The following is a 25,507-nucleotide window of genomic DNA, read 5'->3' as shown; positions in this document are numbered from 1 at the left end:
GGATTCGCTGGCAAGCCAGCGCCTACGCTAAAGGGGCCCGCTGCCATGCATAAGCCTTGCGCGGTGATCCCGGTCTACAACCATGAAACCGCCGTGCCGGCGGTGGTCGAGGCGCTCCTGGCCCGCGGCCTGCCCTGTGTCCTGGTGGACGACGCCAGCAGCCCCCAATGCGCGGCGGTGCTGGAGCAACTGGCCGGCCGAGACCAGGTGTTCCTGATCCGCCTGGCGATCAACCAGGGCAAGGGCGGCGCGGTCATGGCCGGCCTGCGCGAAGCCGCGCAGCTGGGCTTCAGCCATGCCCTGCAAGTCGATGCCGATGGCCAGCACGACCTCACGGATGTGGATAACTTCATCCAGCACTCCCAGGCCCACCCCGAGGCGCTGGTCTGCGGTTATCCACAGTACGACGCCAGCGTGCCCAAGGGGCGCCTGTATGCCCGCTACCTGACCCACGTGTGGGTCTGGATCAACAGCCTGTCACTGCAGATTCCCGATTCCATGTGCGGCTTCCGGGTCTACCCCTTGCCACCGACCCTGGCCCTGCTGGACTCGGTGCAACTGGGCCGGCGCATGGACTTCGATCCGGAGATCCTGGTGCGCCTGGCCTGGCGCAACCAGCCCATGCGCTGGCTGCCGACCCGGGTCCACTATCCCCAGGACGGCCTCTCGCACTTTCGCCTGTTCCATGACAACGCGCTGATCTCGAAGATGCACGCCAAGCTGTTCATCGGCATGTTGGCGCGCCTGCCGCTGATCCTCTGGCGCCGGTGGCGTCCATGAGCCAGGAGCAACCCAAGGAGCCCGGCAACGAACACTGGGCCGACCATCAGGAGCGCGGCAGCTTCTGGCTGATGAAGCTCACCGCCCTGGGCGTGCGGGTGCTGGGGCGCCGGCTGCTGAGCCCGGTGCTGTACGCCATCGTGTTCTACTTCTTCCTGTTCGGCCGCCGGGCCCGGCGCAGCATCTGGCAGTACCAGCAGCACCTGGCCCAATGGAGCGGGCGCGACGAGTTGCGCTCCAGCCACTGGCGGGTGTTCGGCCAGTTCATGGCCTTTGCCGATGCCCTGCTGGACAAGCTCGACGTGTGGAACGGCAAACTGCGCATCGAACAGATCGAGATCGTCGACCCGGCGCAACTGCGCCACCAGCTGCGCGGCGAACGCGGGCAGATGCTGGTGGGCGCGCACCTGGGCAACCTGGAAGTGTGCCGGGCCCTTGCCGAGCTGGGGGAGCAGGTGACCATGAACGTGCTGGTGCACACCAAGCACGCCGAACGCTTCAACCGCCTGCTGGGCGAGGCCGGCGCCAGCAACCTGCGGCTGATCCAGGTCAGCGAGCTGGACCCGGCGATCATGCTGCAACTGAGCCAGCGCCTGGATCGCGGCGAATGGCTGGCGATTGCCGGGGACCGCGTGCCGCTGCACGGCGGGCGCAACGTGCGGGTGGATTTCCTCGGCCACCCGGCCGCCTTCCCCCAGGGCCCCTGGTTGCTGGCCGGGCTGCTCAAGTGCCCGGTCAACCTGCTGCTGTGCCTGAAACAGCAAGGCCGCTACCAGGTGATCCTCGAGCCCTTCGCCGACGCCGTGCAGTGGAAACGCAATGACCGCCAGCAGGTGATCGCCCAGTGGACCGCCCGCTACGCCGAGCGCCTGGGCCAGTACTGCCTGCAAGCCCCGCAACAATGGTTCAACTTTTACCCATTCTGGAAGACCGATGACGACCTCGACCCATGAGCCGGTAACCTTCGGCGAACACCCCCTGCGCATCGAAGACGTGCTGGCCCTGGCCAACCGCCAGGTGCCGACGCGCCTGCAAGGCGACGCCGCCTGGCGCCAGCGGATCGCCAAGGGCGCGCAGTTCCTCGATTCCCTGCTGGACAAGGAAGGGGTGATCTACGGCGTGACCACCGGCTACGGCGACTCTTGCGTGGTGGCGGTGCCGCTGCAGCACGTCGAGGCGTTGCCGCGCCATCTGTACACCTTCCACGGTTGCGGCCTGGGCAAGCTGCTGGACGCCCAGGCTACCCGTGCGGTGCTGGCGGCGCGCTTGCAGTCGCTGTGCCACGGGGTTTCCGGGGTGCGCGTGGAACTGCTGGAGCGCCTGCAGGCCTTCCTCGACCAGGACATCCTGCCGCTGATCCCGGAAGAGGGCTCGGTGGGCGCCAGCGGCGACCTGACGCCGCTGTCCTATGTGGCGGCAACCCTGTCCGGGGAACGCGAGGTGATGTTCCGCGGCGAACGGCGTGAGTCCGCCGACGTGCACCGCGAGCTGGGCTGGGAACCCCTGGTGCTGCGGCCCAAGGAAGCCCTGGCGCTGATGAACGGCACCGCGGTAATGACCGGGCTGGCCTGCCTGGCCTTTGCCCGGGCCGACTACCTGCTGCGCCTGGCGACCCGCATCACCGCCCTCAACGTGGTGGCCCTGCAGGGCAATCCGGAACATTTCGACGAACGCCTGTTCGCCGCCAAGCCGCACCCGGGGCAGATGCAAGTGGCCGCCTGGCTGCGCCAGGACCTGGCGATCGACGCGCCGACCGCGCCCCTGCATCGCCTGCAGGACCGCTACTCGCTGCGCTGCGCCCCCCATGTACTGGGGGTGCTGGCCGACAGCCTGAACTGGCTGCGCGATTTCATCGAGACCGAGCTCAACAGCGCCAACGACAACCCCATCATCGACGCCGAGGCCGAGCGCGTGCTGCACGGCGGGCACTTCTATGGCGGGCACATCGCCTTCGCCATGGACAGCCTGAAGAACCTGGTGGCCAACGTCGCCGACCTGCTGGACCGGCAACTGGCCCTGCTGGTGGACGTGCGCTACAACCACGGCCTGCCGAGCAACCTTTCCGGCGCCAGCGCCGAGCGCGCCATGCTCAACCACGGCTTCAAGGCGGTGCAGATCGGCGCCAGCGCCTGGACCGCCGAGGCCCTGAAAAACACCATGCCGGCCAGCGTGTTCTCGCGCTCCACCGAGTGCCACAACCAGGACAAGGTGAGCATGGGCACCATCGCCGCCCGGGACGCGATCCGCGTGCTGGAGCTCACCGAGCAAGTGGCCGCCGCCACCTTGCTGGCGGCCAACCAGGGGGTCTGGCTGCGCAGCCAGGAAGCCGATGCCCGGCCTTTGCCACCAGCCCTGGATGCCATGCACCGGCAACTGGCCGAGGACTTCGCACCGGTGATCGAAGACCGCGCCCTGGAGCACGAACTGCGCCTGTGCCTGCAACGCATCGCCGAACAACACTGGAGGCTGCATGCGTAGCAAGGGAGTGATCCACGCCGACACCCAGATCCAGGTGCCCTTCTTCGACGTCGACACCATGCACGTCGTCTGGCACGGGCATTACGTCAAATACCTGGAGGTCGCCCGCTGCGCCCTGCTGGACAAGCTCGGCCACAACTACCAGCAGATGCTCGAATCCGGCTACGCCTGGCCAGTGATCGACCTGCAACTGCGCTACGTGCGCGGCGCGGTGTTCGGCCAGACCCTGAACGTGCGCGCCAGCCTGGTGGAGTGGGAAAGCCGGCTGAAGATCAATTACCTGATCACCGACCAGGCCACGGGCGAGCGCATGACCCGCGCCAGCTCGGTGCAGGTGGCCGTGGAGATCGCCAGCCGGGAAATGCAACTGGCCTCGCCCAAGGTCTTCACCGATGCCGTCGCGAGGGCCTTGCCATGAAGGTAGGAGCGAGCTTGCTCGCCAAGAGGGTCGGTCTGCCTGCCAGCTGCATGAGGCTGCGTACCGTGGTGCGGCGGTTCGCGAGCAAGCTCGCGCCCACGCTCTTGGTGCTCTGGTGTGTGCCGGGGCTGGCCCAGGCCTTCGACCTGCAACAGTTGAGCGATCAACTGTCGCGGCCGGAGGTGATCCACGGTCGTTTCATCCAGGAAAAACACCTGCGGGCCCTGCCCCAGCCATTGACCAGCAAGGGTCACTTCGTGCTGGCGAAAAACCATGGCCTGCTGTGGCTGCTGCAGACCCCGTTGCAACAGGACTACCGCATCACTGCCCAGGGCATCGCCCGGCGCGATGGCGGCGGCTGGCAGATGCTTCCCGGCAAGAGCGCCGGGGCCGAGCAGAACCGCCTGTTCCTCGCTGTGCTGCAAGGCGACAGCAGCGGCCTGCAGCGGGACTTCGAACTCAAGCTGCAAGGCAGCGCGCAGAACTGGCAGTTGCAACTGATCCCCCGTTCCCTGCTGCTGAAACAGATCTTCAACCAGATCAACATCGACGGCGGCGAGCTGGTGCAGCGCATCGAACTGCTGGAAGCCCAGGGCGACCGCACCCTGCTGATCATGCAGGACAGCAGCAGCGCCCAGCCGCTCAGTGAAACGGAGCAACATGACTTTGCCGAGTGAACGCTGGCTGCCGCGGTTTTTCCTGATTCTGCTGACCCTGGTCCTGGCCCTCGGTGCCTGGCAATGGCGCCATGGCGCGCCGCTGTCGGCCAACCTCATGGAACTGGTACCCGGCACCGCCCCGGATGCCCTGGAGCAACAGGCCGAGCAACGCATGCAGGAACCGCTGAACCGGGAAATCCTGGTGCTGGTGGGGCATGCCGAACGTCAGCAGGCAGTGGCCATGGCCCGGCAACTGGCCGAGCAATGGCAGGCCAGCGGGTTGTTCGAGAAGGTCCAGTGGAACCTCCAGGCCGACCTGCCGGCGCTGCGCCAGCAACTGTTGCAGGGCCGCCTGGCGATGCTCGGGGCCAAGGATCGCGAGCAACTGGCCCAGCAGCCCCAGGCGTTTATCCAGCAACGGGTGCAGAGCCTGTTCGACCCGTTCGGCGGCTTTACCCTGGTGCCCAGCCAGGATGACTGGCTGGGCCTGACCGGACGTATCCAGAACAGCCAGCCGCAACACGGCGCGGTGCAACTGGACATCGGCAGCGGCGCCCTGGTGGCCGAGGCCGACGGCCAGCACTGGGTATTGCTGCGGGCCCGCACCGGCGGCAACGCCTTCGACATGCAACTGCCTCTGCAAGTGGCTGACCTGCTGCGCCACAGCCGTGAGCAGGCCAGCCAGCAACAGGTACAACTGTTGGCCGCCAGCGGTTTGCTGTACGCCGCCAACGGCCAGCAACAGGCCACCCGGGAAATCACCTGGGTCGGCGGCGGCGCCACCCTGGGCATCCTTTTGCTGTTGCTGCTGGCCTTCCGCCGCTGGCGTGCCCTGCTGGCCTTCGTCCCGGTGCTGGTGGGCATGCTGTTCGGCGCCGTGGCCTGCGTGGCGCTGTTCGGCCGCATGCACGTAATGACCCTGGTGCTGGGGTCGAGCCTGATCGGCGTGGCCGTCGACTACCCCCTGCACTACCTGTCCAAGAGCTGGAGCCTGAAACCCTGGCGCAGCTGGCCGGCCCTGCGCCTGACCCTGCCGGGGTTGAGCCTGAGCCTGGCCACCAGTTGCATCGGCTACCTGGCCCTGGCCTGGACCCCGTTCCCGGCCCTGACCCAGATCGCCGTGTTCTCCGCCGCCGGCCTGGTGGGCGCCTACCTGGCGGCGGTGTGCCTGCTGCCGGCACTGCTCAAGGGGGTGCAACTGCGCCCGGCGCAATGGCCGCTGCAAGTGGCCCAAGCCCTGCTGCAGGCCCGCGCGGCCTTGCTCAAGCGGGTGCCCAGCCCGGTGCTGCTGGTATTGCTGGCGCTGTTCTGCGCCGCCGGCCTGTGGCAGCTCGAGAGCAAGAACGACATCCGCCAATGGGTCGGCGCACCGCCGCAGTTGCTGCAGGAAGCCCAGGCCATTGCGCGGATCACCGGCTATCAGCCCACCAGCCAGTTCTTCCTGGTGCGCGCCACCGATCAGCAGCAACTGCTGGAGCGCCTGGAGGCCCTGGACCTGCGCCTGCAACAGCTGGTGAACCTGGGCAAGCTCAAGGGCTACCTGTCGCTGAACCAGTTGCTCAGCCAACCGACCGAACAACAGCAGGTGCGCGAAGCCCTCAAACAGCTGCCGCGTTTCTGGCAGCCGCTGCTGGACCTGGGGGTGCCCCTGGTCGCCCTGCAAGCGGAGCTGGAACAGCTGCAGCAATTGCCGGTGGAAGACCTCGACGCCGCGCTTTCCGGGCCGCTGGCCGAGCCCTATCGCCCGCTGTGGCTGGGAGCCAACGCCAACGGCGTGGCCGCCATGGTCAGCCTGCAGGGGCTGAACGACGCCGCCCTGCTGCGAATCCAGGCCGATGATCTGCCAGGGGTGCAACTGGTGGACCGCCTGGGTGAGCTGAACCGGGTATTCGCCGCCACCCAGGTCAGCGCCGCCGAACTCAAGCTGGCCTCCTGCGTGCTGATCGTGCTGCTGTTGATCCTGCCCTTCGGCCTCGGCGGCGCCTTGCGCCTGGTAGCCCTGCCCCTGCTGGCAGCCCTGTGCAGCCTGGCCAGCCTCGGCTGGCTGGGCCAGCCGCTGACCCTGTTCAGCCTGTTCGGCCTGCTGCTGGTGACGGCCATCAGCGTCGACTACGCGATCCTCATGCGCGAGCAGATCGGCGGCGCCGCGGTGAGCCTGCTGGGCACGCTGCTGGCGGCACTGACCACCTGGCTGTCGTTCGGCCTGCTGGCCATTTCCAGCACCCCGGCGGTGAGCAACTTCGGTCTGGCGGTCAGCCTGGGGCTGGCCTTCAGCTTCATCCTCGCGCCCTGGGCCGGCCACAGGCCGCACCCGGCGCCCGACGCAGAGCGTGCAGCATGCTGACCCTGATGTTCTGGCTACTGGCCCTGGCGCTGTTTGCCCTGGCCACCCACATCGGCCGGCGCCTGGGCCTGATCCCGATTGTCAGCCAGCTGCTGCTGGCGACCTTCGGCCTGCCGCTGCTGATGCTGCTGTGGATCGAACCGCACTGGCAGCTAAGTGGTGCGCAGCTGGTTTCGCCGCAGTGGCTCAAGCATCTGTACAGCCTGAGCTTTGCCTTGCTGCTGGGGCATATCCTCAGTGACGTGATCGACCTGCGCCTGGACCGCCAGAGCCTGAAGATCGCCGTGCCGAGCTTCGGCATTCCCTTCGCCTGCGGCCTGGCCACCGCCTTCTGGCTGCTGCCGGCGCAACCCTGGATCAGCTCCCTGGCGGTCGGCCTGCTGTTCGCCATCACCGCGATCCCGGTGCTCTACCTGTACCTGCGGCACATCCAGTACCCGCCCGCCGCCACCCGGCGCCTGGTGCAGACCGCGATCCTCATCGACCTGACCTGCTGGAGCCTGTTCGCCCTGGCCCAGGGCAGCCTGCACCTGAGCAGCCTGCTGCTGCCCCTGGCCGGTGCCTGCCTGCCCCTGGTGCTGCGCGGCCTGGGCCTGCGCCAGCCGCTGCTCTACAGCCTGGGCTTTTTCGGCCTGCTGGTGGTGGCCGAGCACTACCGGCTCAATGCGCTGATCTTCGGCATCGGCTACCTGCTGTGCATGGCCGCCCTCAAGCTGGCGCTGGTGCTGCCGTTACAGGCTGCCTGGATGAACCGCTTGCAGACCTACATCGCCATCCCGCTGATCCTGACCTTCGGCATCGTGCAGATCGATGTGCACAGCGCCATGGGCAGCCTCGGCTGGGTGCAACTGGCGGCCCTGCTGCTGTTGCCGATTGCCAGCAAGCTGCTGGGCAACTGGCTGGGCCTGGTCTGGGCCGGCGCTTCCTTTACCGGCGCCAGCCGCTGGCGGGAAAGCCTGCTGCTGAACATTCGCGGCTTGAGCGAGATCGTCTTTCTCAACCTGCTGCTGCAACAACAGTTGATCAGCCCGGCGCTGTACTTCGCGCTGATGCTCATGGGCCTGATCGCCACCCTGCTGCCGGCCCTGGCCGGAATGCACCGAACTCCCCAGGCGGCGCCCCACGCTGCCCCCTTGAACCTGAACATCGCCAAACCGGCAAGGAGCCCCAGTGCCAACAGTTGAAATGGAACGTCGCCAAGTCGTGGTGATCGGTGCCGGCCCCTCGGGGGCCATCGCGGCCGCGCTGCTCAAGCGCCAGGGCCACGACGTGCTGATCGTCGAGCGGCAACATTTCCCGCGTTTCTCCATCGGTGAAAGCCTGCTGTCCCACTGCCTGGATTTCGTCGAGGAAGCCGGGATGCTGGAGGCCGTGCAAGCCGCCGGCTTCCAGCTCAAGAACGGCGCGGCCTTCGCCTGGGGCGAGCACTACAGCACCTTCGATTTCGGCGACACCTTCAGCAATGGCAAGCCCACCACCTTCCAGGTGCAGCGCGCCGACTTCGACAAGCTGCTGGCCGACCAGGCCGCCCTGCAAGGGGTGGAGATCCGCTACGGCGAAGAGATTGTCGCGGTGGAGGTGGAGCGGCCCTTGCCGCAGCTCGACTGCCGCCGTGAAGACGGCAGCCAGTACCGCATCGAAGCCGACTTCATCCTCGACGCCAGCGGCTACGGCCGGGTCCTGCCGCGTCTGCTGGAACTGGAAGCGCCGTCGAACTTTCCGGTACGCCGAGCGGTGTTCACTCATGTCGAAGACCGCATCGACTGCGAGCACTTCGACCGCAACAAGATCCTCATCACCACCCACCCCGAGCACCGCGACATCTGGTTCTGGAGCATCCCCTTCAGCAACGGCCGCTGCTCGGTAGGGGTGGTGGCCGCCCAAGAGCATTTCGCCGGGCGCGATGGCGACCTGGACGCCTGCCTGCGGGGCTTCATCAGCGAAACCCCGAGCCTGGCCAAGGTGCTGCAATACGCCGAGTGGGACACCCCGGCGCGGACCATCGGCGGCTACTCGGCCAACGTCAGCACCCTGCATGGCCCGGGCTTCGCCCTGCTGGGCAACGCCGCGGAATTCCTCGACCCGGTGTTCTCTTCCGGGGTGACCATCGCCATGCGTTCCGCGAGCATGGCCGCCGCCGTGTTGCACCGGCAGTTGCAGGGCCAGGGCGTCGACTGGGCGACGGAGTTCGCCGAACCGCTGAAACGCGGCGTGGACACCTTCCGCTGCTACGTCGAGGGCTGGTACGCCGGCACTTTCCAGGACGTGATCTACCATCCGGGCAGCTCCCCGGAAATCCGCCGCATGATCAGCTCGATCCTCGCCGGTTATGCCTGGGATGAACGCAACCCTTTCGTCAGCGAGCCCAAGCGCCGGCTCAAGGCCCTCTCGGAAGTCTGTGCGAGGGACCGCGCATGAGTGAGCAAACCAGCCAGTACCTGAGTGACAGCTACGTCGAGGAAACCCGCTTCGGCTTCTGGTTCCTGCGCAGCCACACCTGGCAGCACCATGTGCTGCGGGTGGCGATCAATGACCTGCGCTCGCTGTTCGATGGCGAACTGCCCCGGCATCCGGTGTTGCTGGACGCCGGTTGCGGCCAGGGCAAGTCGTTCCAGTACCTGCGCCAGGTGTTCGCCCCGCAACGCCTGATCGGCCTGGACGCCGACCCCCACAGCCTCAAGCTCAGCGCCGAGGAAGCCCGGCGCCAGCAGATGCAGGTGGAGTTGATCGGCAGCGACTGCGCGACCCTGGAACTGGCCGACGCCAGCGTCGACCTGCTGTTCTGCCACCAGACCTTCCACCACCTGGTGGAACAGGAAAAAGCCCTGGCCGAGTTCTACCGGGTGCTCAAGCCCGGGGGTTACCTGCTGTTTGCCGAATCCACCGAGGCCTATATCGACACCTGGGTGATCCGCTGGCTGTTCCGCCATCCGATGCATGTGCAGAAAAGCGCCGCCCAGTACCTGCAGATGATTCGTCAGCAGGGCTTTGAATTCGGCCCGCAGAACGTGTCTTATCCCTACCTGTGGTGGAGTCGCGCCAAGGACTTCGGCCTGCTGGAGCGCTTCGGCCTGCGCCAGCCGCCGCCGGTGGGCCAGCGCGAGGAAACCCTGGTCAATGTGGTGGCCCGCAAGCCGCTCGCTCCCCCTGTTGCCGAGGAAGGTCCGTCCGAATGATCCGTGCCCTGCTGCTCGGTTGTGTCCTGTTGCTGAGCGCTTGCGTCAGTCAGGCTCCGCTGCCCGAGCGCACGCCCTCGCTGGTGCTGCCGTTGCAGCTCCACGTACAGCGCCAGCTTCAGGACCAGCGCCAGGACTGGCTGCTGGTGATCCAGGCCGAAGGCCCGGACCTGCGCTGGTCGCTGATGGACCCGCTGGGCATTCCCCAGGCCCGTCAGCGCCTGGTGGGCGGACACTGGCAGGCCGACGGCCTGCTGCCACCCAACCCGGAGGCCCGGGAGCTGTTCGCGGCCCTGCTGTTCGCCCTGACGCCTGTGGCCGAACTGCAGGCCAATTATCCGCACGCCCGGCAACAGGGCGCCCAACGTACCCTCGGCCCGCGCTGGCGAGTCGACTATCAACACGCTCTGGATTTCACCTTGAACCTGCCCCAAGGCCCGCACTACCACATCACGGCTCTGAGCACCGAGGCCACGCCATGACGGCTTACCTCAACGCCCTCGGGGTGATCTGCGCCCTGGGCCGCAATCGCCAGGAAGTCGCCCGCAGCCTGTTTGCCGGCGACTGTTCGGGCATGCGCGACGAAAGCCACTGGGTGCCCGAGCGCACCTTGCCGGTGGCGGCAGTGCGCAGCCCGCTGGCGGGCATGCCGGCGGGCCTCGAAGCCCAGAACAGCCGCAACAATCAGCTGCTGCTGGAGGCCACCCGGCAGATCGAAGACGACATCCAGCAGGCCATCCAGCGCTACGGCCATGGCCGCATCGGCATCGTCCTGGGCACCAGCACGTCGGGCATCGACGAAGCCAGCCGGGGCATCGCCCGTTACCTGCAGGACCGGCAATTCCCGGTGGGCTACGACTACCGTCAGCAGGAGCTCAGCGCGCCGGCGAACTTCCTCGCCCAATGGCTGCAACTCTGCGGCCCGGCCTATGTGATTTCCACCGCCTGTACCTCCAGCGCCCGGGCCCTGATCAGTGCCCGGCGCCTGCTCGATCTGGGCCTGTGCGACGCCGTGCTGTGCGGCGGGGTCGACAGCCTGTGCAAGCTGACCCTCAATGGTTTCACAGCCCTGGAGGCGGTCTCCGGGCAGCGCTGCAACCCCTTTTCCCGCAACCGCGACGGGATCAACATCGGTGAAGCGGCGGTGCTGTTCCTCATGAGCCGGGAGCCTGCCGGCGACGCCCCTGTTGCCCTGCTGGGCGGTGGCGCCAGCTCCGACGCCTACCATATTTCCGCCCCGGCCCCCGATGGCCGCGGCGCCCTGCAGGCCATGAGCCAGGCCTTGCGCAGCGCCGGCCTGCAGCCACAGCAGATCGGCTACCTGAACCTGCACGGCACCGCCACCCAGCACAACGACGCCATGGAAAGCCTGGCCGTTGCGCAGCTGTTCCCCGAAGGCGTGCCTTGCTCATCGACCAAGCCCATGAGCGGCCACACCCTGGGGGCCGCCGGGGCCCTGGAGGCGGCGTTCTGCTGGCTGGCCCTGAGTACCGACAACCCCGGCCTGGCGCTGCCGCCCCATGTCTGGGATGCCCAGGCCGACCCGGCCTTGCCTCCACTGCGCTGGGTCACCCCGGACGATCGCCTGGCTCCCCACGCACCGCGCCGCCTGATGAGCAATTCCTTCGCCTTCGGCGGCAACAACGTCAGCCTGATTATCGGAGACGCCCCATGATTGACTGGCCGCTCGCCGAGTTGCTGCCCCACGCCGGGGACATGATCCTCATCGATCAGGTCCTGGCCTTTGATGAAGAACAGATCCGCACCCGCCTCGAAGTTCGCCCCGGTGGCTTGTTCAACCGCCCCGACGGCAGCCTGCCGGCCTGGGTCGGCGTCGAGCTGATGGCCCAGAGCGTGGCCGCCTACGCCGGTTGCCGCGCCCGCCAGCAAGGCTTGCCGGTGGAGCTGGGCTTTCTTCTGGGCACCCGCAAATTCGAATGCAATGTCGAGCACTTCCCCCTCGGCAGCACCCTGGAAATCCATGCCCTGCGCTCTCTGGAAGACGACAACGGCATGGGCGTGTTCGAGTGCCACCTCAGTGGCCCCGGCATCTCCGCCAGCGCGCGCCTGAACGTGTTCCGTCCGCCCCAGGCCGCCGACTACCTGCATGAAACACCTGCCTCTTCTACAGGAACACCGTCATGACTGACTCCGTACTGGTCACCGGCTCCAGCCGTGGCATCGGCCGTGCCATCGCCCTGCGTCTGGCCCGGGCCGGGTATGACCTGGTGCTGCACTGCCGCAGCGGCCGCACCGAAGCCGAAGCCGTCAGGGGCGAAGTCCAGGCCCTGGGCCGCAGCGCCCGCGTCCTGCAATTCGATGTATCGGACCGGGAGGCCTGCCGGGCTGCCCTGGAGGCCGATGTCGAAGCCCATGGCGCCTATTACGGCGTGGTGCTCAACGCCGGCCTGACTCGCGACGGCGCCTTCCCGGCCCTCAGCGAAGAGGACTGGGACCAGGTGCTGCGCACCAACCTCGACGGTTTCTACAATGTCCTGCACCCGGTGATGATGCCCATGATCCGCCGCCGCGCAGCCGGGCGCATCGTCTGCATCACCTCGGTCTCGGGGCTGATCGGCAACCGTGGCCAGGTCAACTACAGCGCCTCCAAGGCCGGCGTGATCGGCGCCGCCAAGGCCCTGGCCATCGAGCTGGGCAAGCGCAAGATCACCGTCAACTGCGTGGCCCCGGGGCTGATCGACACCGCCATGCTGGATGAAAACGTGCCGGTGGAAGAACTGCTGAAAATGATTCCCGCGCAGCGCATGGGCACCCCGGAAGAGGTGGCCGGCGCGGTGAATTTCCTGATGTCCGCCGAAGCGTCCTACATCACTCGCCAGGTGCTGTCGGTGAACGGGGGCCTGTGCTGATGAAACGCGTGGTCGTCACCGGCATGGCCGGCATCACCTCCCTGGGCAGCGACTGGGCCAGCATCGCCGAGCGCTTTGCCGCCAACCGCAGCGGCATCCGGCGCATGGACGAGTGGGACAGGTTCAGCGAACTCAACACCCGCCTGGCCGGCCCCATCGATGACTTCCAGGTGCCCGGGCACTGGACCCGCAAGCAGCTGCGCAGCATGGGCCGGGTTTCGCGCCTGGCCGTGGGCGCCGCCGAGCAGGCCCTGGCCGACGCCGGGCTGCTGGGCGACCCGTCGATCAAGGACGGACGCATGGGCGTGGCCTGTGGTTCTTCCACCGGCAGCACCGACGAGATCAAGGCCTTCGGCAACATGCTGCTCAACTCGGTGGCCGAGGGGCTCAACGCCAACTCCTACGTGCGCATGATGCCCCACACCACCGCCGCCAATATCAGCATCTTCTTCGGCCTGACCGGGCGCCTGATCCCTACCTCCAGCGCCTGCACCAGCGGTAGCCAGGGCATCGGCTACGCCTATGAGGCGATCAAGTTCGGCCGCCTGCCGCTGATGCTCGCCGGCGGCGCCGAGGAACTGTGCCCCACCGAAGCCATGGTGTTCGACGCGCTGTATGCCACCAGCCTGAAGAACGATGCGCCGCACACCAGCCCGCGCCCCTACGACAGCGGCCGTGACGGCCTGGTGATCGGCGAAGGTGGCGGCATGCTGGTGCTCGAGGAGCTGGAGCACGCCCTGGCCCGTGGCGCGCGCATCCACGCGGAAATCGTCGGCTTCGGCAGCAACGCCGACGGCCAGCACACCACCCGCCCCGAACAGAGCACCATGCGCCGGGCCATGGAGCTGGCGCTGGAGGATGGGGCCCTGGCCCCGGAGGCCATCGGCTACGTCAACGGCCATGGCACCGCCACCGAGCAAGGCGACATCGCCGAGACCCTGGCCACCAGCAGCCTGTTCGGCAGCCGCATGCCCATCAGTTCGCAGAAGAGTTTCCTCGGCCACACCCTGGGCGCCTGCGGCGCGCTGGAATCCTGGTTCAGCATCGAGATGCTCAACCGCGACCTCTATGTGCACACCTGCAACCTGGATCAGGTCGACCCCCGCTGCGGCGAGCTGGACTACCTGCAGGGAGGCTTTCGCGCCATGAGCCACGAATACGTGATGAACAACAACTTTGCCTTTGGCGGCGTCAACACCTCGTTGATCTTCCGCCGCTGGTCCTGATGCCTCACCTCACTGGAGAAATGGAATGTCTTCCCTGTTTCGCGCCACCCTCATCGTCCTTGCCCTGCTGAGCGTCACCGCCTGTACCAGCAAGCGCATGTACACCCCCAACCGGGTGCTCCCGGCCACCATCCAGGCCGACCAGGAGCAGGTCAAGCAGGCGATCCTGAAGAACCTCGTAGCCCGCAAGTGGACCGTGCAGCGCGTCAGCCCGGAGCTGATCCAGGCCGAGATCACCGTGCGTCAACAGTTCCACGCGGAGATCGATATCCAGTACTCCGCCAGCTACTACAAGATCGTCTACCGCGACAGCCGCGACATGGACTACAAGGACGGCAAGATCCACAAGAACTACATCCGCTGGGTGCGCCTGCTGGACAAGGGAATCCTGCGCGAACTGCGGGACGACCAGAACGAGCGGGCCGCGCAACAGCTGTCGGATGCCGCGGCCAAGAGCTTCCCGGCCGCACAATGAGCCCTTCCCTGTGACCCTGGTCACAGGGCTGCTTCACCCCCTTTGATGTCATGGAGAATGCGATGCGTTTGAAGACACTGGCGGCCACCGCCACCCTGCTGCTGTGCACCCTGCCCGGCGTCAGCCAGGCCCGCGATACCACCCTGTACCTGCCCTTCGACAAGGTCGTGGCCGAGGCCATCAGCACCGGCAAGATCGACGGCAGCGTGAAGTTCTACCTGGCAGGCAACAAGCCGGCCGGCAAGGTCAGCGTGCTGAGCCCCGGCGCCGTGACCAACAAGAAGACCAATGCCTTCGGCAAGGCCGACCAGGTGGCCTGCGAGTGGGCCTTGCAGTCGGCACTGATCACCCTGCATGAAGCGGCGAAGAAAGTCGGCGCCAACGCCGTGACCGACATTGCCAGCTTCTACAAGAGCCACGAGCGCAAGGACGCCACCACCTATGAGTGCCATGCCGGCGCCATCATGGCTGGTGTAGCGCTGCGCGGGGATCTGTCCAAGGTCCAGTGACCTGCGACTGACAACGCAAAGGGCGCCTGGGGCGCCCTTTGCGTTTCCGGGATTTTCCGAAAGCGCGCCAATCGCCGTCTACACTCGCAACAGCAGGCCGGGTGACCGCCGCCTGCGGGAGCCAAGTGGCGCGATCGGGCATCGGCCGGCGTGACAGTGGCGCCCCTTTCACGTCCGTCAAGGAGCCGACCATGCAAGTGAAAGCACTGATTGCCCTGGCCCTGCTAACGACCCTGAGCCCCGCCAGCCAGGCCACCAACCTGATGTACATGCCCTTCGAGAAAGTCGTGGCCGACGCCGAGCGCGCCGGGCGCCTGGATGGCAGCGTGAGCTTCCATCTGGCCGGCAACCCACTTCCGCCAGTGCTCCAGGTGCGGCTCACCGAAGTCACCACCAACAAGAAGACCAACGCTTTCAACAAGAGCGATATCGCCGCCTGCGAATGGGCCCTGCAGTCGGCCCTGATCACCCTGCAAGCCGCAGCCAAGCGGGTCGGCGCCAACGCAGTGACCAATATCGTCAGCTACTACAAGCACCACGTGCGCAAGGACCTCAACACCTACGAATGCCATGCCGGGGTACTGATGGCCGGAGTGGCCCTGCGCGGCGACCTAGTGAACCTGCAGGCCCCGGTGCGGCCCAACAGCCCCTCAGGGCGTAGCCCCGGTCTTGCGCGTCAGTAGCTCGACAAAGGCCTTGGCCATGGGCGAAGCCTGATCCTTGCGCTGCACCAGCCACACCGCCGACATCGCCGCCGGGTCCAGCAGGCGGCGATAGACCACGCCGTCGATGCGCATGCGCTGGTAGGACGCCGGCAGCACCGACACCCCCAACCCCGCCGCCACCAGGCCAATGATGGTCATGGCTTCCGCCGCCTCCTGAGCGAAATGCGGGGTAAAGCCGGCATCCCGGGACAGGCTCAGCAACTGCGCATACAGGCCGCTGCCATAGCTGCGGGGGAAAAACACAAAGGGCTCATGGGCCAGCTCCGCCAGGCGCAGCCCCTCTTCACTGCCACTGGCCAGCGGGTGCTTGGAACTGAGCACCGCCACCAGCGGCTCGCGCAGCAGCTCCACCACCGACAGCGAATCCGGCAGGGGCAAGGGCCGCATGATGCCGACCTGGATCGCCTGGTCCACCAGGGCCTCGGCCACCTGGGTGCTGCTCATTTCCTTGAGCTTGAGGTGTACCGCGGGAAAGCGCTGGCGAAAGGCGAAGATCGCCTGGGGAATGGTCGAATTGAAGGGCGCCGACGAGGTGAAGCCGATCTTCAGTTCCCCCAGCTCGCCCAGCTGCGCACGCCGCGCCACGTCCGCGGCCTTGTCCACCTGGGCCAGTACCAGCCGCGCCTCTTCCAGGAACAGGCGCCCGGCCTCGCTGAGCTCGACCCGACGATTGGTGCGTTCAAACAGGCGCGCCCCCACCTCCTGCTCCAGCGCCTGGATCTGCTGGCTCAGGGGCGGTTGGGAGATGCCCAGCACCTGGGCTGCACGGCCAAAATGCAGTTCTTCGGCGACAGCGATGAAGTAGCGCAGGTGACGCAGTTCCATGAGGGCCTCATTAAGTCTTAAAACCTATCAAACAGGTCGAACAATATATTGGAAAGAATCATTAGCCAGCTATATGCTTTTTCCATTGCCTGACCGGCTGCGTTCCCCCCGAGGTCCCCCGTGAAATCCGCTGTTGCCCCCTCCGCCCACGAACCCCCTGCCACGCCCCTGGACGAGGTGGTCGCCCAGCTCAACGAGGCCTATATCGAAAAAGGCACGCCGATGTTCATGCGCACCGTGCTGGCGCTGTTCTCCGGCGGTTTTGCCACCTTCGCCCTGCTGTATTGCGTACAGCCGATGATGCCGCTGCTGTCCCGGGACTTTTCCATCAATGCCGCCCAGAGCAGCCTGATCCTCTCGGTCGCCACCGGCATGCTGGCCATCGGGTTGTTGATCACCGGGCCGGTTTCCGACCGCATCGGTCGCAAGCCGGTGATGGTCGCCGCCTTGCTGGCCGCCGCCCTGTGCACCATCGCCAGTGCGCTGATGCCGAGCTGGCACGGGGTGCTGCTGATGCGCGCGCTGGTGGGCCTGTCCCTGAGCGGGCTGGCAGCGGTGGCCATGACTTACCTGAGCGAGGAGATCCACCCCCAGCACATCGGCCTGGCCATGGGCCTGTACATCGGTGGCAACGCCATCGGCGGCATGAGCGGGCGACTGATCACCGGGGTGCTGATCGACTTCGTCAGCTGGCACACGGCGATGCTGGTGATCGGCGGCCTGGCACTGATCGCTGCCGCGGTGTTCTGGCGCATCCTTCCCGAATCACGCAATTTCCGCCCCCGTTCGCTGCACCCGCGCAGCCTGCTGGACGGCTTTGCCATGCACTTTCGCGATGCCGGCCTGCCCTGGCTGTTCCTCGAAGGTTTCCTGCTGATGGGGGCATTCGTCACCCTGTTCAACTACATCGGCTACCGCCTGCTGGCCGAGCCCTATCAACTGAGCCAGGCCTGGGTCGGGATGCTGTCGGTGGTGTACCTCTCGGGCATCTACAGCTCGGCGAAGATCGGCGCCCTGGCCGACCAGCTGGGCCGGCGCCGGGTGCTCTGGGGCACCATCGTGCTGATGCTGGCGGGGATCGCCCTGACCCTGCTGACCCCGCTGTCCCTGGTGCTGATCGGCATGCTGCTGTTCACCTTCGGCTTCTTCGGTGCCCACTCGGTGGCCAGCAGCTGGATCGGCCGTCGCGCCACCAAGGCCAAGGGCCAGGCGTCGTCGCTGTACCTGTTCAGCTACTACGCCGGCTCGAGCATTGCCGGCACCGCCGGCGGGGTGTTCTGGCACCTGGCGGGGTGGAACGGCATCGGCCTGTTTATCGGCGCCTTGCTGATCGGGGCCCTGTTGATCGCCATGAAACTCGCCAAACTCCCCCCTTTGTAGGAACAGGCTTGCCGGCGAAATGGTCCGCCAGGCAGGCGCAGGCCTTGAGGGCCCTTTCGCCAGCAAGCTGGCTCCTGCAAAAAGTGTCCGCCAATGAAAACGCCCGGCAGGTGCCGGGCGTTTTTTAGGGAGGCGCTTATTCGTGGTATTGCGCCGACAACTCGTGCACCGCTTCCAGGAAGGCTCCGGCGTGCTCCGGTTTCACTTCCGGAGTGATGCCGTGGCCCAGGTTGAACACGTGGCCGCTGCCCTTGCCGTAGCTGGCGAGGATGCGCGCAACTTCGCTGCGGATCGCCTGCGGGTTGGCGTAGAGCACGGTAGGGTCCATGTTGCCTTGCAGCGATACCTTGCTGCCGACCCGGCGGCGGGCTTCGCCGATGTCACAGGTCCAGTCCAGGCCCAGGCTGTCCGCGCCGGCATCGGCAATGCTTTCCAGCCACAGGCCGCCGCCCTTGGTGAAGAGGATCACCGGAACCTTGCGCCCGTCGTGTTCGCGGATCAGGCCACTGACGATCTTGCGCATGTAGGCCAGGGAGAACTCCTGGTAGGCCGCCGCCGAGAGGCTGCCGCCCCAGCTGTCGAAGATCTGCACCGCCTGCGCGCCGGCACGGATCTGCCCGTTCAGGTACGCGGTGACCGACTGGGCCAGCTTGTCCAGCAGCAGGTGCATGGCTTGCGGGTTGTCGTAGAGCATGGCCTTGGACTTGCGGAAGTCCTTGGAGGAGCCGCCTTCGACCATATAGGTGGCCAGGGTCCAGGGGCTGCCGGAGAAACCGATCAACGGCACACGGCCGTTGAGTTCGCGACGAATGGTGCTGACCGCATCCATTACATAGCCCAGGTCCTTGTGCGGATCGGGGATCGGCAGGGCTTCGATGTCGGCCAGGGTGCTGACCACTTTCTTGAAGCGCGGGCCTTCGCCGGTTTCAAAGTACAGGCCTTGGCCCATGGCATCGGGGATGGTCAGGATGTCGGAGAAGAGGATCGCCGCATCCAGCTGTGGATAGCGGTCCAGAGGCTGCAGAGTGACTTCGCAAGCGAACTCCGGGTTCATGCACAGGCTCATGAAGTCACCGGCGTTGGCGCGGCTGGCACGGTATTCAGGCAAGTAGCGCCCAGCCTGACGCATCATCCACACCGGGGTGACGTCTACGGGTTGCTTGAGCAGGGCACGAAGGAAACGGTCGTTCTTCAGGGCAGTCATGTCGGCATCCGGAAAAAAAGTGGGGGCATTTTCTCAGAGCGCGACACAAAAGGCACGGCAAGAGCCGTTTCTTTATGTCTATGGGGTCAATTTGTCACGGGACGGGCACAGATCCCGTAGGAGCCAGCTTGCTGGCGAAGCGATCGACGCGGTGCATCAACAGCACCGCGTTATCGTTGTTCGCCGGCCAGCCGGCTCCTGCAAGGTGGGTCAGACGCCCAGGTAGTCGAGGATGCCTTCGGCGGCGTTGCGCCCTTCGAAGATCGCCGTCACCACAAGATCAGAACCGCGCACCATGTCACCACCGGCAAAGATCTTCGGGTTGCTGGTCTGGTGCTTGAACTGGCCCTGTTCCGGGGCCACGACACGGCCCTGGCTGTCGGTCTGGATGCTGAACTGCTCGAACCATGGCGCCGGGCTTGGACGGAAACCGAAGGCGATGACCACGGCGTCGGCCGGGATGATCTCTTCAGAACCCGGGATCGGCTCGGGGCTGCGGCGGCCACGGGCGTCCGGCTCGCCGAGACGGGTCTCGACCACCTTCACGCCTTCGACTCGGTCTTCACCGACAATGGCAATCGGCTGGCGGTTGTAGAGGAATTTCACGCCTTCTTCCTTGGCGTTCTTCACCTCTTTGCGCGAGCCGGGCATGTTGGCTTCGTCACGACGATAGGCGCAGGTCACCGACTTGGCGCCCTGGCGGATCGAGGTGCGGTTGCAGTCCATCGCGGTGTCGCCACCGCCCAGCACCACCACCTTCTTGCCTTTCATGTCGACGAAGTCTTCCGGCGACTTTTCAAAGCCCAGGTTGCGGTTGACGTTGGCGATCAGGAAATCCAGCGCGTCATAGACGCCCGGCAGGTCCTCACCGGCAAAGCCGCCCTTCATGTAGGTGTAGGTGCCCATGCCCATGAACACCGCATCGTATTCGGCGAGCAGTTGCTCCATGGTCACGTCCTTGCCCACCTCGGTGTTCAGGCGGAACTCGATGCCCATGCCGCTGAAGACTTCGCGACGATTGCTCAGCACAGTCTTTTCCAGCTTGAACTCGGGGATACCGAAGGTCAGCAGACCGCCGATTTCCGGGTTCTTGTCGAACACCACCGGGGTCACGCCGCCACGCACCAGCACGTCGGCACAGCCCAGGCCTGCCGGGCCCGCGCCAATGATCGCCACGCGTTTGCCGGTGGGCTTGACCTTGGACATGTCAGGGCGCCAGCCCATGGCGAAGGCGGTGTCGGTGATGTACTTCTCCACCGAACCGATGGTCACCGCGCCAAACCCGTCGTTGAGGGTGCAGGCGCCCTCGCACAGACGATCCTGCGGGCACACCCGGCCGCAGACTTCCGGCAGGGTGTTGGTCTGGTGCGACAGCTCGGCGGCGGCGAGGATGTTGCCTTCGGCCACCAGCTTGAGCCAGTTGGGAATGAAGTTGTGCACCGGGCACTTCCATTCGCAATACGGGTTGCCACAACCCAGGCAGCGATGGGCCTGGTCGGCCGACTGCTGGGGTTTGAAGGGTTCGTAGATTTCCACGAACTCTTTCTTGCGTTGACGCAACAGTTTCTTCTTCGGATCCTTGCGCCCGACATCGATGAACTGGAAGTCGTTATTCAGACGTTCAGCCATTATCAAAACCTCATCACACTCTTCAGGCGCATATCACTGCGGGTTGGCACGGGTGCTGGAAAGCAACGACTTCAAGCTGGCAGCCTTGGGCTTGACCAGCCAGAAACGGCGCAGGTAGTCGTCGAGGTTCTCGGCGAGGTTACGGCCCCATTCGCTGTCGGTTTCCTCGACGTACTCGTTCAGCACGCGCTGCAGGTGGCTGCGATAGGCTTCCATCGCTTCGCCGCTGATCCGTTGGATTTCCACCAGTTCGTGGTTGACCCGGTCAACGAAGGTGTTGTCCTGGTCCAGCACATAGGCGAAACCGCCGGTCATGCCTGAGCCGAAGTTGTAACCGGTCTTGCCCAGGACGCAGACGAAACCACCGGTCATGTACTCGCAGCAGTGATCGCCAGTGCCTTCCACCACGGTGTGGGCACCGGAGTTGCGCACGGCGAAACGCTCACCCGCGGTGCCAGCGGCGAACAGCTTGCCGCCGGTGGCGCCGTACAGGCAGGTGTTGCCGATAATGGCGCTGTCCTGGGTCTTGTAGACGCTGCCCTTGGGCGGAACGATCACCAGCTTGCCGCCGGTCATGCCCTTGCCCACGTAGTCGTTGGCGTCGCCTTCCAGGTAGAGGTTCAGGCCGCCGGCGTTCCACACGCCGAAGCTCTGCCCCGCAGTGCCCTTGAAGCGGAACGTGATAGGCGCCTGGGCCATGCCCTGGTTGCCGTGGAGCCTGGCGATCTCGCCGGAGATCCGTGCGCCGATGGAGCGGTCGCAGTTGCAGATATCCAGGGCGAAATCGGCGCCGCTCTTGTCATTGATCGCCGAGCGGGCCATCTCGACCATTTTCTCGGCCAGCAGGCCCTTGTCGAACGGCGGGTTGCGGTCCACCTGGCAGAACTGCGGCTTGTCCGCCGGAATGTGGTCGCTGCCCAGCAACGGGGTCAGGTCCAGGTGATGCTGCTTGGCGGTCTGGCCTTCCAGCACCTCCAGCAGGTCGGTCCGGCCGATCAGTTGCTCCAGGGAACGCACGCCAAGCTTGGCCAGCCACTCACGGGTTTCCTCGGCGACGTAGGTGAAGAAGTTCACCACCATGTCGACGGTGCCGATGTAGTGATCCTTGCGCAGTTTCTCGTTCTGGGTCGCCACACCGGTGGCGCAGTTGTTCAGGTGGCAGATGCGCAGGTACTTGCAGCCCAGGGCGATCATCGGCGCGGTGCCGAAGCCGAAGCTCTCGGCGCCGAGGATGGCTGCCTTGATCACGTCGAGGCCGGTTTTCAGGCCGCCGTCGGTCTGCACCCGGACCTTGCCGCGCAGGTCGTTGCCGCGCAGGGTCTGGTGGGTTTCCGCCAGGCCCAGTTCCCACGGCGCACCGGCGTACTTGATGGAGGTCAGCGGCGAAGCGCCGGTACCGCCGTCGTAGCCGGAGATGGTGATCAGGTCGGCATAGGCCTTGGCCACACCGGCAGCGATGGTACCAACGCCGGCTTCGGCCACCAGCTTCACCGACACCAGCGCCTGAGGGTTGACCTGCTTGAGGTCGAAGATCAGCTGCGACAAGTCTTCGATCGAATAGATGTCGTGGTGCGGCGGTGGCGAGATCAGGGTCACGCCGGGGACTGCGTAGCGCAGCTTGGCGATCAGGCCGTTGACCTTGCCACCAGGCAGCTGTCCGCCCTCGCCGGGCTTGGCGCCCTGGGCCACCTTGATCTGCAGCACTTCGGCGTTGACCAGGTACTCCGGGGTCACGCCGAAACGGCCAGTGGCCACTTGCTTGATCTTCGAGCTCTTGATGGTGCCGTAGCGCGCCGGGTCTTCGCCGCCCTCACCGGAGTTGGAACGCGCGCCGAGGCGGTTCATGGCTTCGGCCAGGGCTTCGTGAGCCTCCGGCGACAGGGCGCCCAGGGAGATACCGGCAGAGTCGAAGCGCTTGAGGATCGACTCCAGGGGCTCGACTTCGCTGATGTCCATCGGCGTGTCCAGGGTCTTCACCTGGAACAGGTCGCGGATCATCGACACCGGGCGGTTGTCCACCAACGCGGTGTATTCCTTGAACTTGGCGTAGTCGCCCTGCTGCACGGCGGCTTGCAGGGTGTTGACCACGTCCGGGTTGTAGGCGTGGTACTCGCCACCGTGGACGAACTTCAGCAGGCCGCCTTGCTGGATCGGCTTGCGCGGGCTCCAGGCTTCGGTCGCCAGGGCTTTCTGCTCGGCTTCGATATCGACGAAACGTGCGCCCTTGATCCGGCTCGGCACACCACGGAAGCTCAGGTTGCAGACCTCCTCGGACAGGCCGATGGCTTCGAACAGCTGCGCGCCACGGTAAGAGGCGATGGTGGAGATGCCCATCTTCGACAGGATCTTCAACAGGCCCTTGGTGATGCCCTTGCGGTAGTTCTTGAACACCTCGTAGAGGTCGCCCAGCACTTCACCGGTACGGATCAGGTCGCCCAGCACTTCGTAGGCCAGGAACGGATAGACCGCCGAGGCGCCGAACCCGATCAGCACCGCGAAGTGGTGCGGATCGCGGGCGGTGGCGGTTTCCACGAGGATGTTGGAGTCGCAGCGCAGGCCCTTTTCAGTCAGGCGGTGGTGCACCGCGCCGGTGGCCAGGGAGGCGTGGATCGGCAACTTGCCCGGCGCAATATGACGGTCGCTGAGGACGATCTGGGTGCGGCCGGCGCGAGCGGCTTCTTCAGCCTGGTCGGCGACGTTGCGGATCGCGGCTTCCAGACCGACGCTCTCGTCGTAGTTGAGGTCGATGACCTGGCGCTCGAAACCCGGGCGGTCGAGGTTCATCAGCGAACGCCACTTGGCCGGGGAGATCACTGGCGAGCTGAGGATCACTCGCGAAGCGTGCTCGGGCGACTCCTGGAAGATGTTGCGCTCGGCACCGAGGCAGATCTCCAGGGACATGACGATGGCTTCGCGCAGCGGGTCGATCGGCGGGTTGGTGACCTGGGCGAACTGCTGGCGGAAATAGTCGTAGGGGGTACGCACGCGCTGGGACAGCACCGCCATCGGCGTGTCGTCGCCCATCGAACCCACCGCTTCGTAGCCCTGCTCGCCCAGCGGGCGCAGCACCTGGTCACGCTCTTCGAAGGTGACCTGGTACATCTTCATGTACTGCTTGAGCTGGTCGACGTCGTAGAAGGCCGAACCGTGGTCGTTGTCTTCCATGGTGGCCTGGATGCGCAGGGCATTCTTGCGCAGCCATTGCTTGTACGGATGACGGGACTTCAGACGGTTGTCGATGGCGTCGGTGTCGAGGATCTGCCCGGTCTCGGTGTCCACGGCAAAGATCTGGCCCGGGCCGACCCGGCCCTTGGCGATCACGTCCTCGGGCTGGTAGTTCCACACGCCGATTTCCGAAGCCAGGGTGATGAAGCCGTTCTGGGTGGTGACCCAGCGCGCCGGGCGCAGGCCGTTGCGGTCCAGCAGGCAGACGGCGTAGCGGCCGTCGGTCATGACCACGCCGGCCGGGCCGTCCCACGGCTCCATGTGCATCGAGTTGTATTCGTAGAACGCGCGCAGGTCGGCGTCCATGGTCTCGACGTTCTGCCACGCTGGCGGAATGATCATGCGCACGCCGCGGAACAGGTCGATGCCGCCGGTGACCATCAGCTCCAGCATGTTGTCCATGCTCGAGGAGTCGGAACCCACGCGGTTGACCAGCGGGCCGAGCTCTTCCAGGTCCGGGATCAGGTCGTTGGCGAACTTGGTGCGCCGGGCCACGGCCCAGTTGCGGTTGCCGGTGATGGTGTTGATCTCGCCGTTGTGGGCGAGGAAGCGAAATGGCTGGGCCAGCGGCCATTTCGGCAGGGTGTTGGTGGAGAAGCGCTGGTGAAACACGCAGATCGCGGTTTGCAGGCGCTCGTCACCCAGGTCCGGATAGAAGGCGGCGAGGTCCGCCGGCATCATCAGGCCCTTATAGATGATGGTCTTGTGGGAAAAGCTGCAGATGTAGTGGTCGGTGTCGGCGGCGTTGGCCACCGAGGAGCGGCGACGGGAACTGAACAGCTTGATGGCGAAATCCTGGTCGCTCAGACCCTGGCCGCCGATGAACACTTGTTCGATCTGTGGCAGGCGCTCCAGGGCCAGACGCCCGAGCACACTGGTATCGATCGGTACTTTGCGCCAGCCCACCAGTTGCAGGCCGGCGGCGAGGATCTCGCGGTTCATGTTTTCGCGAGCGGCTTCGGCTTTCACCGGGTCCTGGTTGAAGAACACCATGCCCACCGCATATTGCTTGGGCAGCTCGATGCCGAAGTGCTCCGTGGCGACTGCGCGCAGGAACAGGTCGGGCTTTTGCATCAGCAGACCGCAACCGTCGCCGGTCTTGCCGTCCGCGTTGATCCCACCGCGGTGGGTCATGCAGGTCAGGGCCTCAATGGCCGTTTTCAACAGGGTATGACTGGGTTCGCCCTGCATATGGGCTATCAGGCCGAAACCACAGTTATCCTTAAATTCATCTGGTTGGTACAGACCTGCTTTCATAGACACTTTCTCACCAGGCTGCCTCTTTTAGAGGCAAATTTCTTTTCAATTCAACCACTTGCATTCCGCGCCGAACGTACGCCAGCTTTGCGGGGGCAAAAGGGAGGTCATTGTACACACCGACACAAAGCCCCACAAATTTAGCGACGATCTGTCGTAAATTCATGTCGCATTTATGAACGTTTTAAAGCGATATGCTGTGCTAGTCAAAAAGTTTTGCTTTTGACTGCCGCGACTCAAAAACTACTGTGACGCAGACACCACAAGGCACGCGGCCTGTAAGGCAGCATGCCGATGCGGAAATTTGAGGTTGCCGGGAGAGGCGGC

The 25,507-nt window shown here is 65.6% G+C and carries 22 protein-coding genes; 18 read left to right on the top strand and 4 right to left on the bottom strand.

The window, feature by feature from the left end; translation table 11 throughout:
- The first annotated feature begins 45 nt into the window (after nt 1–45).
- From AC1RMG_RS25270 to AC1RMG_RS25190, 17 genes are all read left to right on the top strand, one after another.
- Entirely contained in the window at nt 46–780 is a 735-nt protein-coding gene (locus AC1RMG_RS25270) for a glycosyltransferase family 2 protein (protein WP_493170503.1), read from the top strand.
- The gene (locus tag AC1RMG_RS25265) at nt 777–1,733 is read left to right on the top strand and encodes a lysophospholipid acyltransferase family protein (RefSeq protein ID WP_493170501.1); all 957 of its coding nucleotides are present in this window, start codon (nt 777–779) and stop codon (nt 1,731–1,733) included. The genes AC1RMG_RS25270 and AC1RMG_RS25265 overlap by 4 nt, the downstream gene beginning before the upstream one ends.
- Nucleotides 1,714–3,258: an HAL/PAL/TAL family ammonia-lyase gene (locus AC1RMG_RS25260; protein WP_493170499.1), complete on the top strand. Its 1,545-nt coding sequence runs from the start codon at nt 1,714–1,716 to the stop codon at nt 3,256–3,258. The genes AC1RMG_RS25265 and AC1RMG_RS25260 overlap by 20 nt, the downstream gene beginning before the upstream one ends.
- Nucleotides 3,251–3,676, top strand: coding sequence for an acyl-CoA thioesterase (locus AC1RMG_RS25255; protein ID WP_011058845.1), 426 nt, complete (start codon nt 3,251–3,253; stop codon nt 3,674–3,676). Before AC1RMG_RS25260 ends, AC1RMG_RS25255 begins: the two co-directional genes overlap by 8 nt.
- A complete protein-coding gene (locus AC1RMG_RS25250; protein WP_019095194.1) occupies nt 3,673–4,353 on the top strand; it encodes an outer membrane lipoprotein carrier protein LolA in 681 nt (226 codons plus the stop codon). The genes AC1RMG_RS25255 and AC1RMG_RS25250 overlap by 4 nt, the downstream gene beginning before the upstream one ends.
- Nucleotides 4,337–6,679 carry an MMPL family transporter gene (locus AC1RMG_RS25245; protein WP_019095193.1) on the top strand — a complete coding sequence of 781 codons (2,343 nt, stop codon included), beginning with the start codon at nt 4,337–4,339 and terminating at the stop codon, nt 6,677–6,679. Before AC1RMG_RS25250 ends, AC1RMG_RS25245 begins: the two co-directional genes overlap by 17 nt.
- Nucleotides 6,673–7,863 carry a cation:proton antiporter gene (locus AC1RMG_RS25240; protein WP_493170497.1) on the top strand — a complete coding sequence of 397 codons (1,191 nt, stop codon included), beginning with the start codon at nt 6,673–6,675 and terminating at the stop codon, nt 7,861–7,863. Before AC1RMG_RS25245 ends, AC1RMG_RS25240 begins: the two co-directional genes overlap by 7 nt.
- Nucleotides 7,850–9,097, top strand: a complete 1,248-nt coding sequence (locus AC1RMG_RS25235; protein ID WP_015633880.1) for an NAD(P)/FAD-dependent oxidoreductase — start codon at nt 7,850–7,852, stop codon at nt 9,095–9,097. The genes AC1RMG_RS25240 and AC1RMG_RS25235 overlap by 14 nt, the downstream gene beginning before the upstream one ends.
- Nucleotides 9,094–9,855, top strand: coding sequence for a class I SAM-dependent methyltransferase (locus AC1RMG_RS25230; RefSeq protein WP_019095190.1), 762 nt, complete (start codon nt 9,094–9,096; stop codon nt 9,853–9,855). Before AC1RMG_RS25235 ends, AC1RMG_RS25230 begins: the two co-directional genes overlap by 4 nt.
- Nucleotides 9,852–10,337, top strand: coding sequence for a hypothetical protein (locus AC1RMG_RS25225; RefSeq protein ID WP_015633878.1), 486 nt, complete (start codon nt 9,852–9,854; stop codon nt 10,335–10,337). Before AC1RMG_RS25230 ends, AC1RMG_RS25225 begins: the two co-directional genes overlap by 4 nt.
- On the top strand, nt 10,334–11,530 hold the full coding sequence (locus AC1RMG_RS25220; RefSeq protein WP_262211966.1) for a beta-ketoacyl-[acyl-carrier-protein] synthase family protein: 1,197 nt from the start codon (nt 10,334–10,336) through the stop codon (nt 11,528–11,530). Before AC1RMG_RS25225 ends, AC1RMG_RS25220 begins: the two co-directional genes overlap by 4 nt.
- Nucleotides 11,527–12,000, top strand: coding sequence for a hotdog family protein (locus AC1RMG_RS25215; RefSeq protein ID WP_152685893.1), 474 nt, complete (start codon nt 11,527–11,529; stop codon nt 11,998–12,000). The genes AC1RMG_RS25220 and AC1RMG_RS25215 overlap by 4 nt, the downstream gene beginning before the upstream one ends.
- Nucleotides 11,997–12,725 carry a 3-oxoacyl-ACP reductase FabG gene (gene fabG / locus AC1RMG_RS25210; protein ID WP_011058836.1) on the top strand — a complete coding sequence of 243 codons (729 nt, stop codon included), beginning with the start codon at nt 11,997–11,999 and terminating at the stop codon, nt 12,723–12,725. The genes AC1RMG_RS25215 and fabG overlap by 4 nt, the downstream gene beginning before the upstream one ends.
- Complete coding sequence (locus AC1RMG_RS25205) at nt 12,725–13,951, top strand: beta-ketoacyl-ACP synthase (protein WP_011058835.1); 1,227 nt, start codon at nt 12,725–12,727, stop codon at nt 13,949–13,951. Before fabG ends, AC1RMG_RS25205 begins: the two co-directional genes overlap by 1 nt.
- Nucleotides 13,952–13,976: 25 nt before the next feature.
- The gene (locus AC1RMG_RS25200; protein WP_065364845.1) at nt 13,977–14,426 is read left to right on the top strand and encodes a hypothetical protein; all 450 of its coding nucleotides are present in this window, start codon (nt 13,977–13,979) and stop codon (nt 14,424–14,426) included.
- Nucleotides 14,427–14,488: 62 nt separating this feature from the next.
- Entirely contained in the window at nt 14,489–14,935 is a 447-nt protein-coding gene (locus tag AC1RMG_RS25195; RefSeq protein WP_015633874.1) for a hypothetical protein, read from the top strand.
- Nucleotides 14,936–15,126: 191 nt separating this feature from the next.
- Complete coding sequence (locus AC1RMG_RS25190; RefSeq protein WP_015633873.1) at nt 15,127–15,618, top strand: hypothetical protein; 492 nt, start codon at nt 15,127–15,129, stop codon at nt 15,616–15,618.
- Here the strand turns inward: AC1RMG_RS25190 and AC1RMG_RS25185 are convergent.
- Entirely contained in the window at nt 15,586–16,485 is a 900-nt protein-coding gene (locus AC1RMG_RS25185; protein WP_401335469.1) for a LysR family transcriptional regulator, read from the bottom strand. The two genes, AC1RMG_RS25190 and AC1RMG_RS25185, sit on opposite strands and share 33 nt — an antisense overlap.
- A 120-nt stretch (nt 16,486–16,605) precedes the next feature.
- Between AC1RMG_RS25185 and AC1RMG_RS25180 the strand changes: the two genes are divergently transcribed.
- On the top strand, nt 16,606–17,865 hold the full coding sequence (locus AC1RMG_RS25180) for an MFS transporter (RefSeq protein WP_311167128.1): 1,260 nt from the start codon (nt 16,606–16,608) through the stop codon (nt 17,863–17,865).
- Between the two features lie 136 nt (nt 17,866–18,001).
- Here the strand turns inward: AC1RMG_RS25180 and hemE are convergent, their stop codons facing one another.
- From hemE to gltB, 3 genes are all read right to left on the bottom strand, one after another.
- Nucleotides 18,002–19,069 carry a uroporphyrinogen decarboxylase gene (gene hemE, locus AC1RMG_RS25175; RefSeq protein WP_011058829.1) on the bottom strand — a complete coding sequence of 356 codons (1,068 nt, stop codon included), beginning with the start codon at nt 19,067–19,069 and terminating at the stop codon, nt 18,002–18,004.
- Between the two features lie 210 nt (nt 19,070–19,279).
- Nucleotides 19,280–20,698 (bottom strand): FAD-dependent oxidoreductase, encoded by a 1,419-nt coding sequence (locus AC1RMG_RS25170; protein ID WP_011058828.1) that lies wholly within the window; start codon nt 20,696–20,698, stop codon nt 19,280–19,282.
- 33 nt (nt 20,699–20,731) lie between these two features.
- The gene (gene gltB, locus AC1RMG_RS25165) at nt 20,732–25,180 is read right to left on the bottom strand and encodes a glutamate synthase large subunit (protein ID WP_011058827.1); all 4,449 of its coding nucleotides are present in this window, start codon (nt 25,178–25,180) and stop codon (nt 20,732–20,734) included.
- Between the last annotated feature and the right edge of the window lie 327 nt (nt 25,181–25,507).

This window comes from Pseudomonas sp. GW822-FHT04H02 (assembly GCF_058800645.1).
Note: the sequence above shows the minus strand (reverse complement) of the source record. Positions and strands in the feature narration are given on the sequence as shown.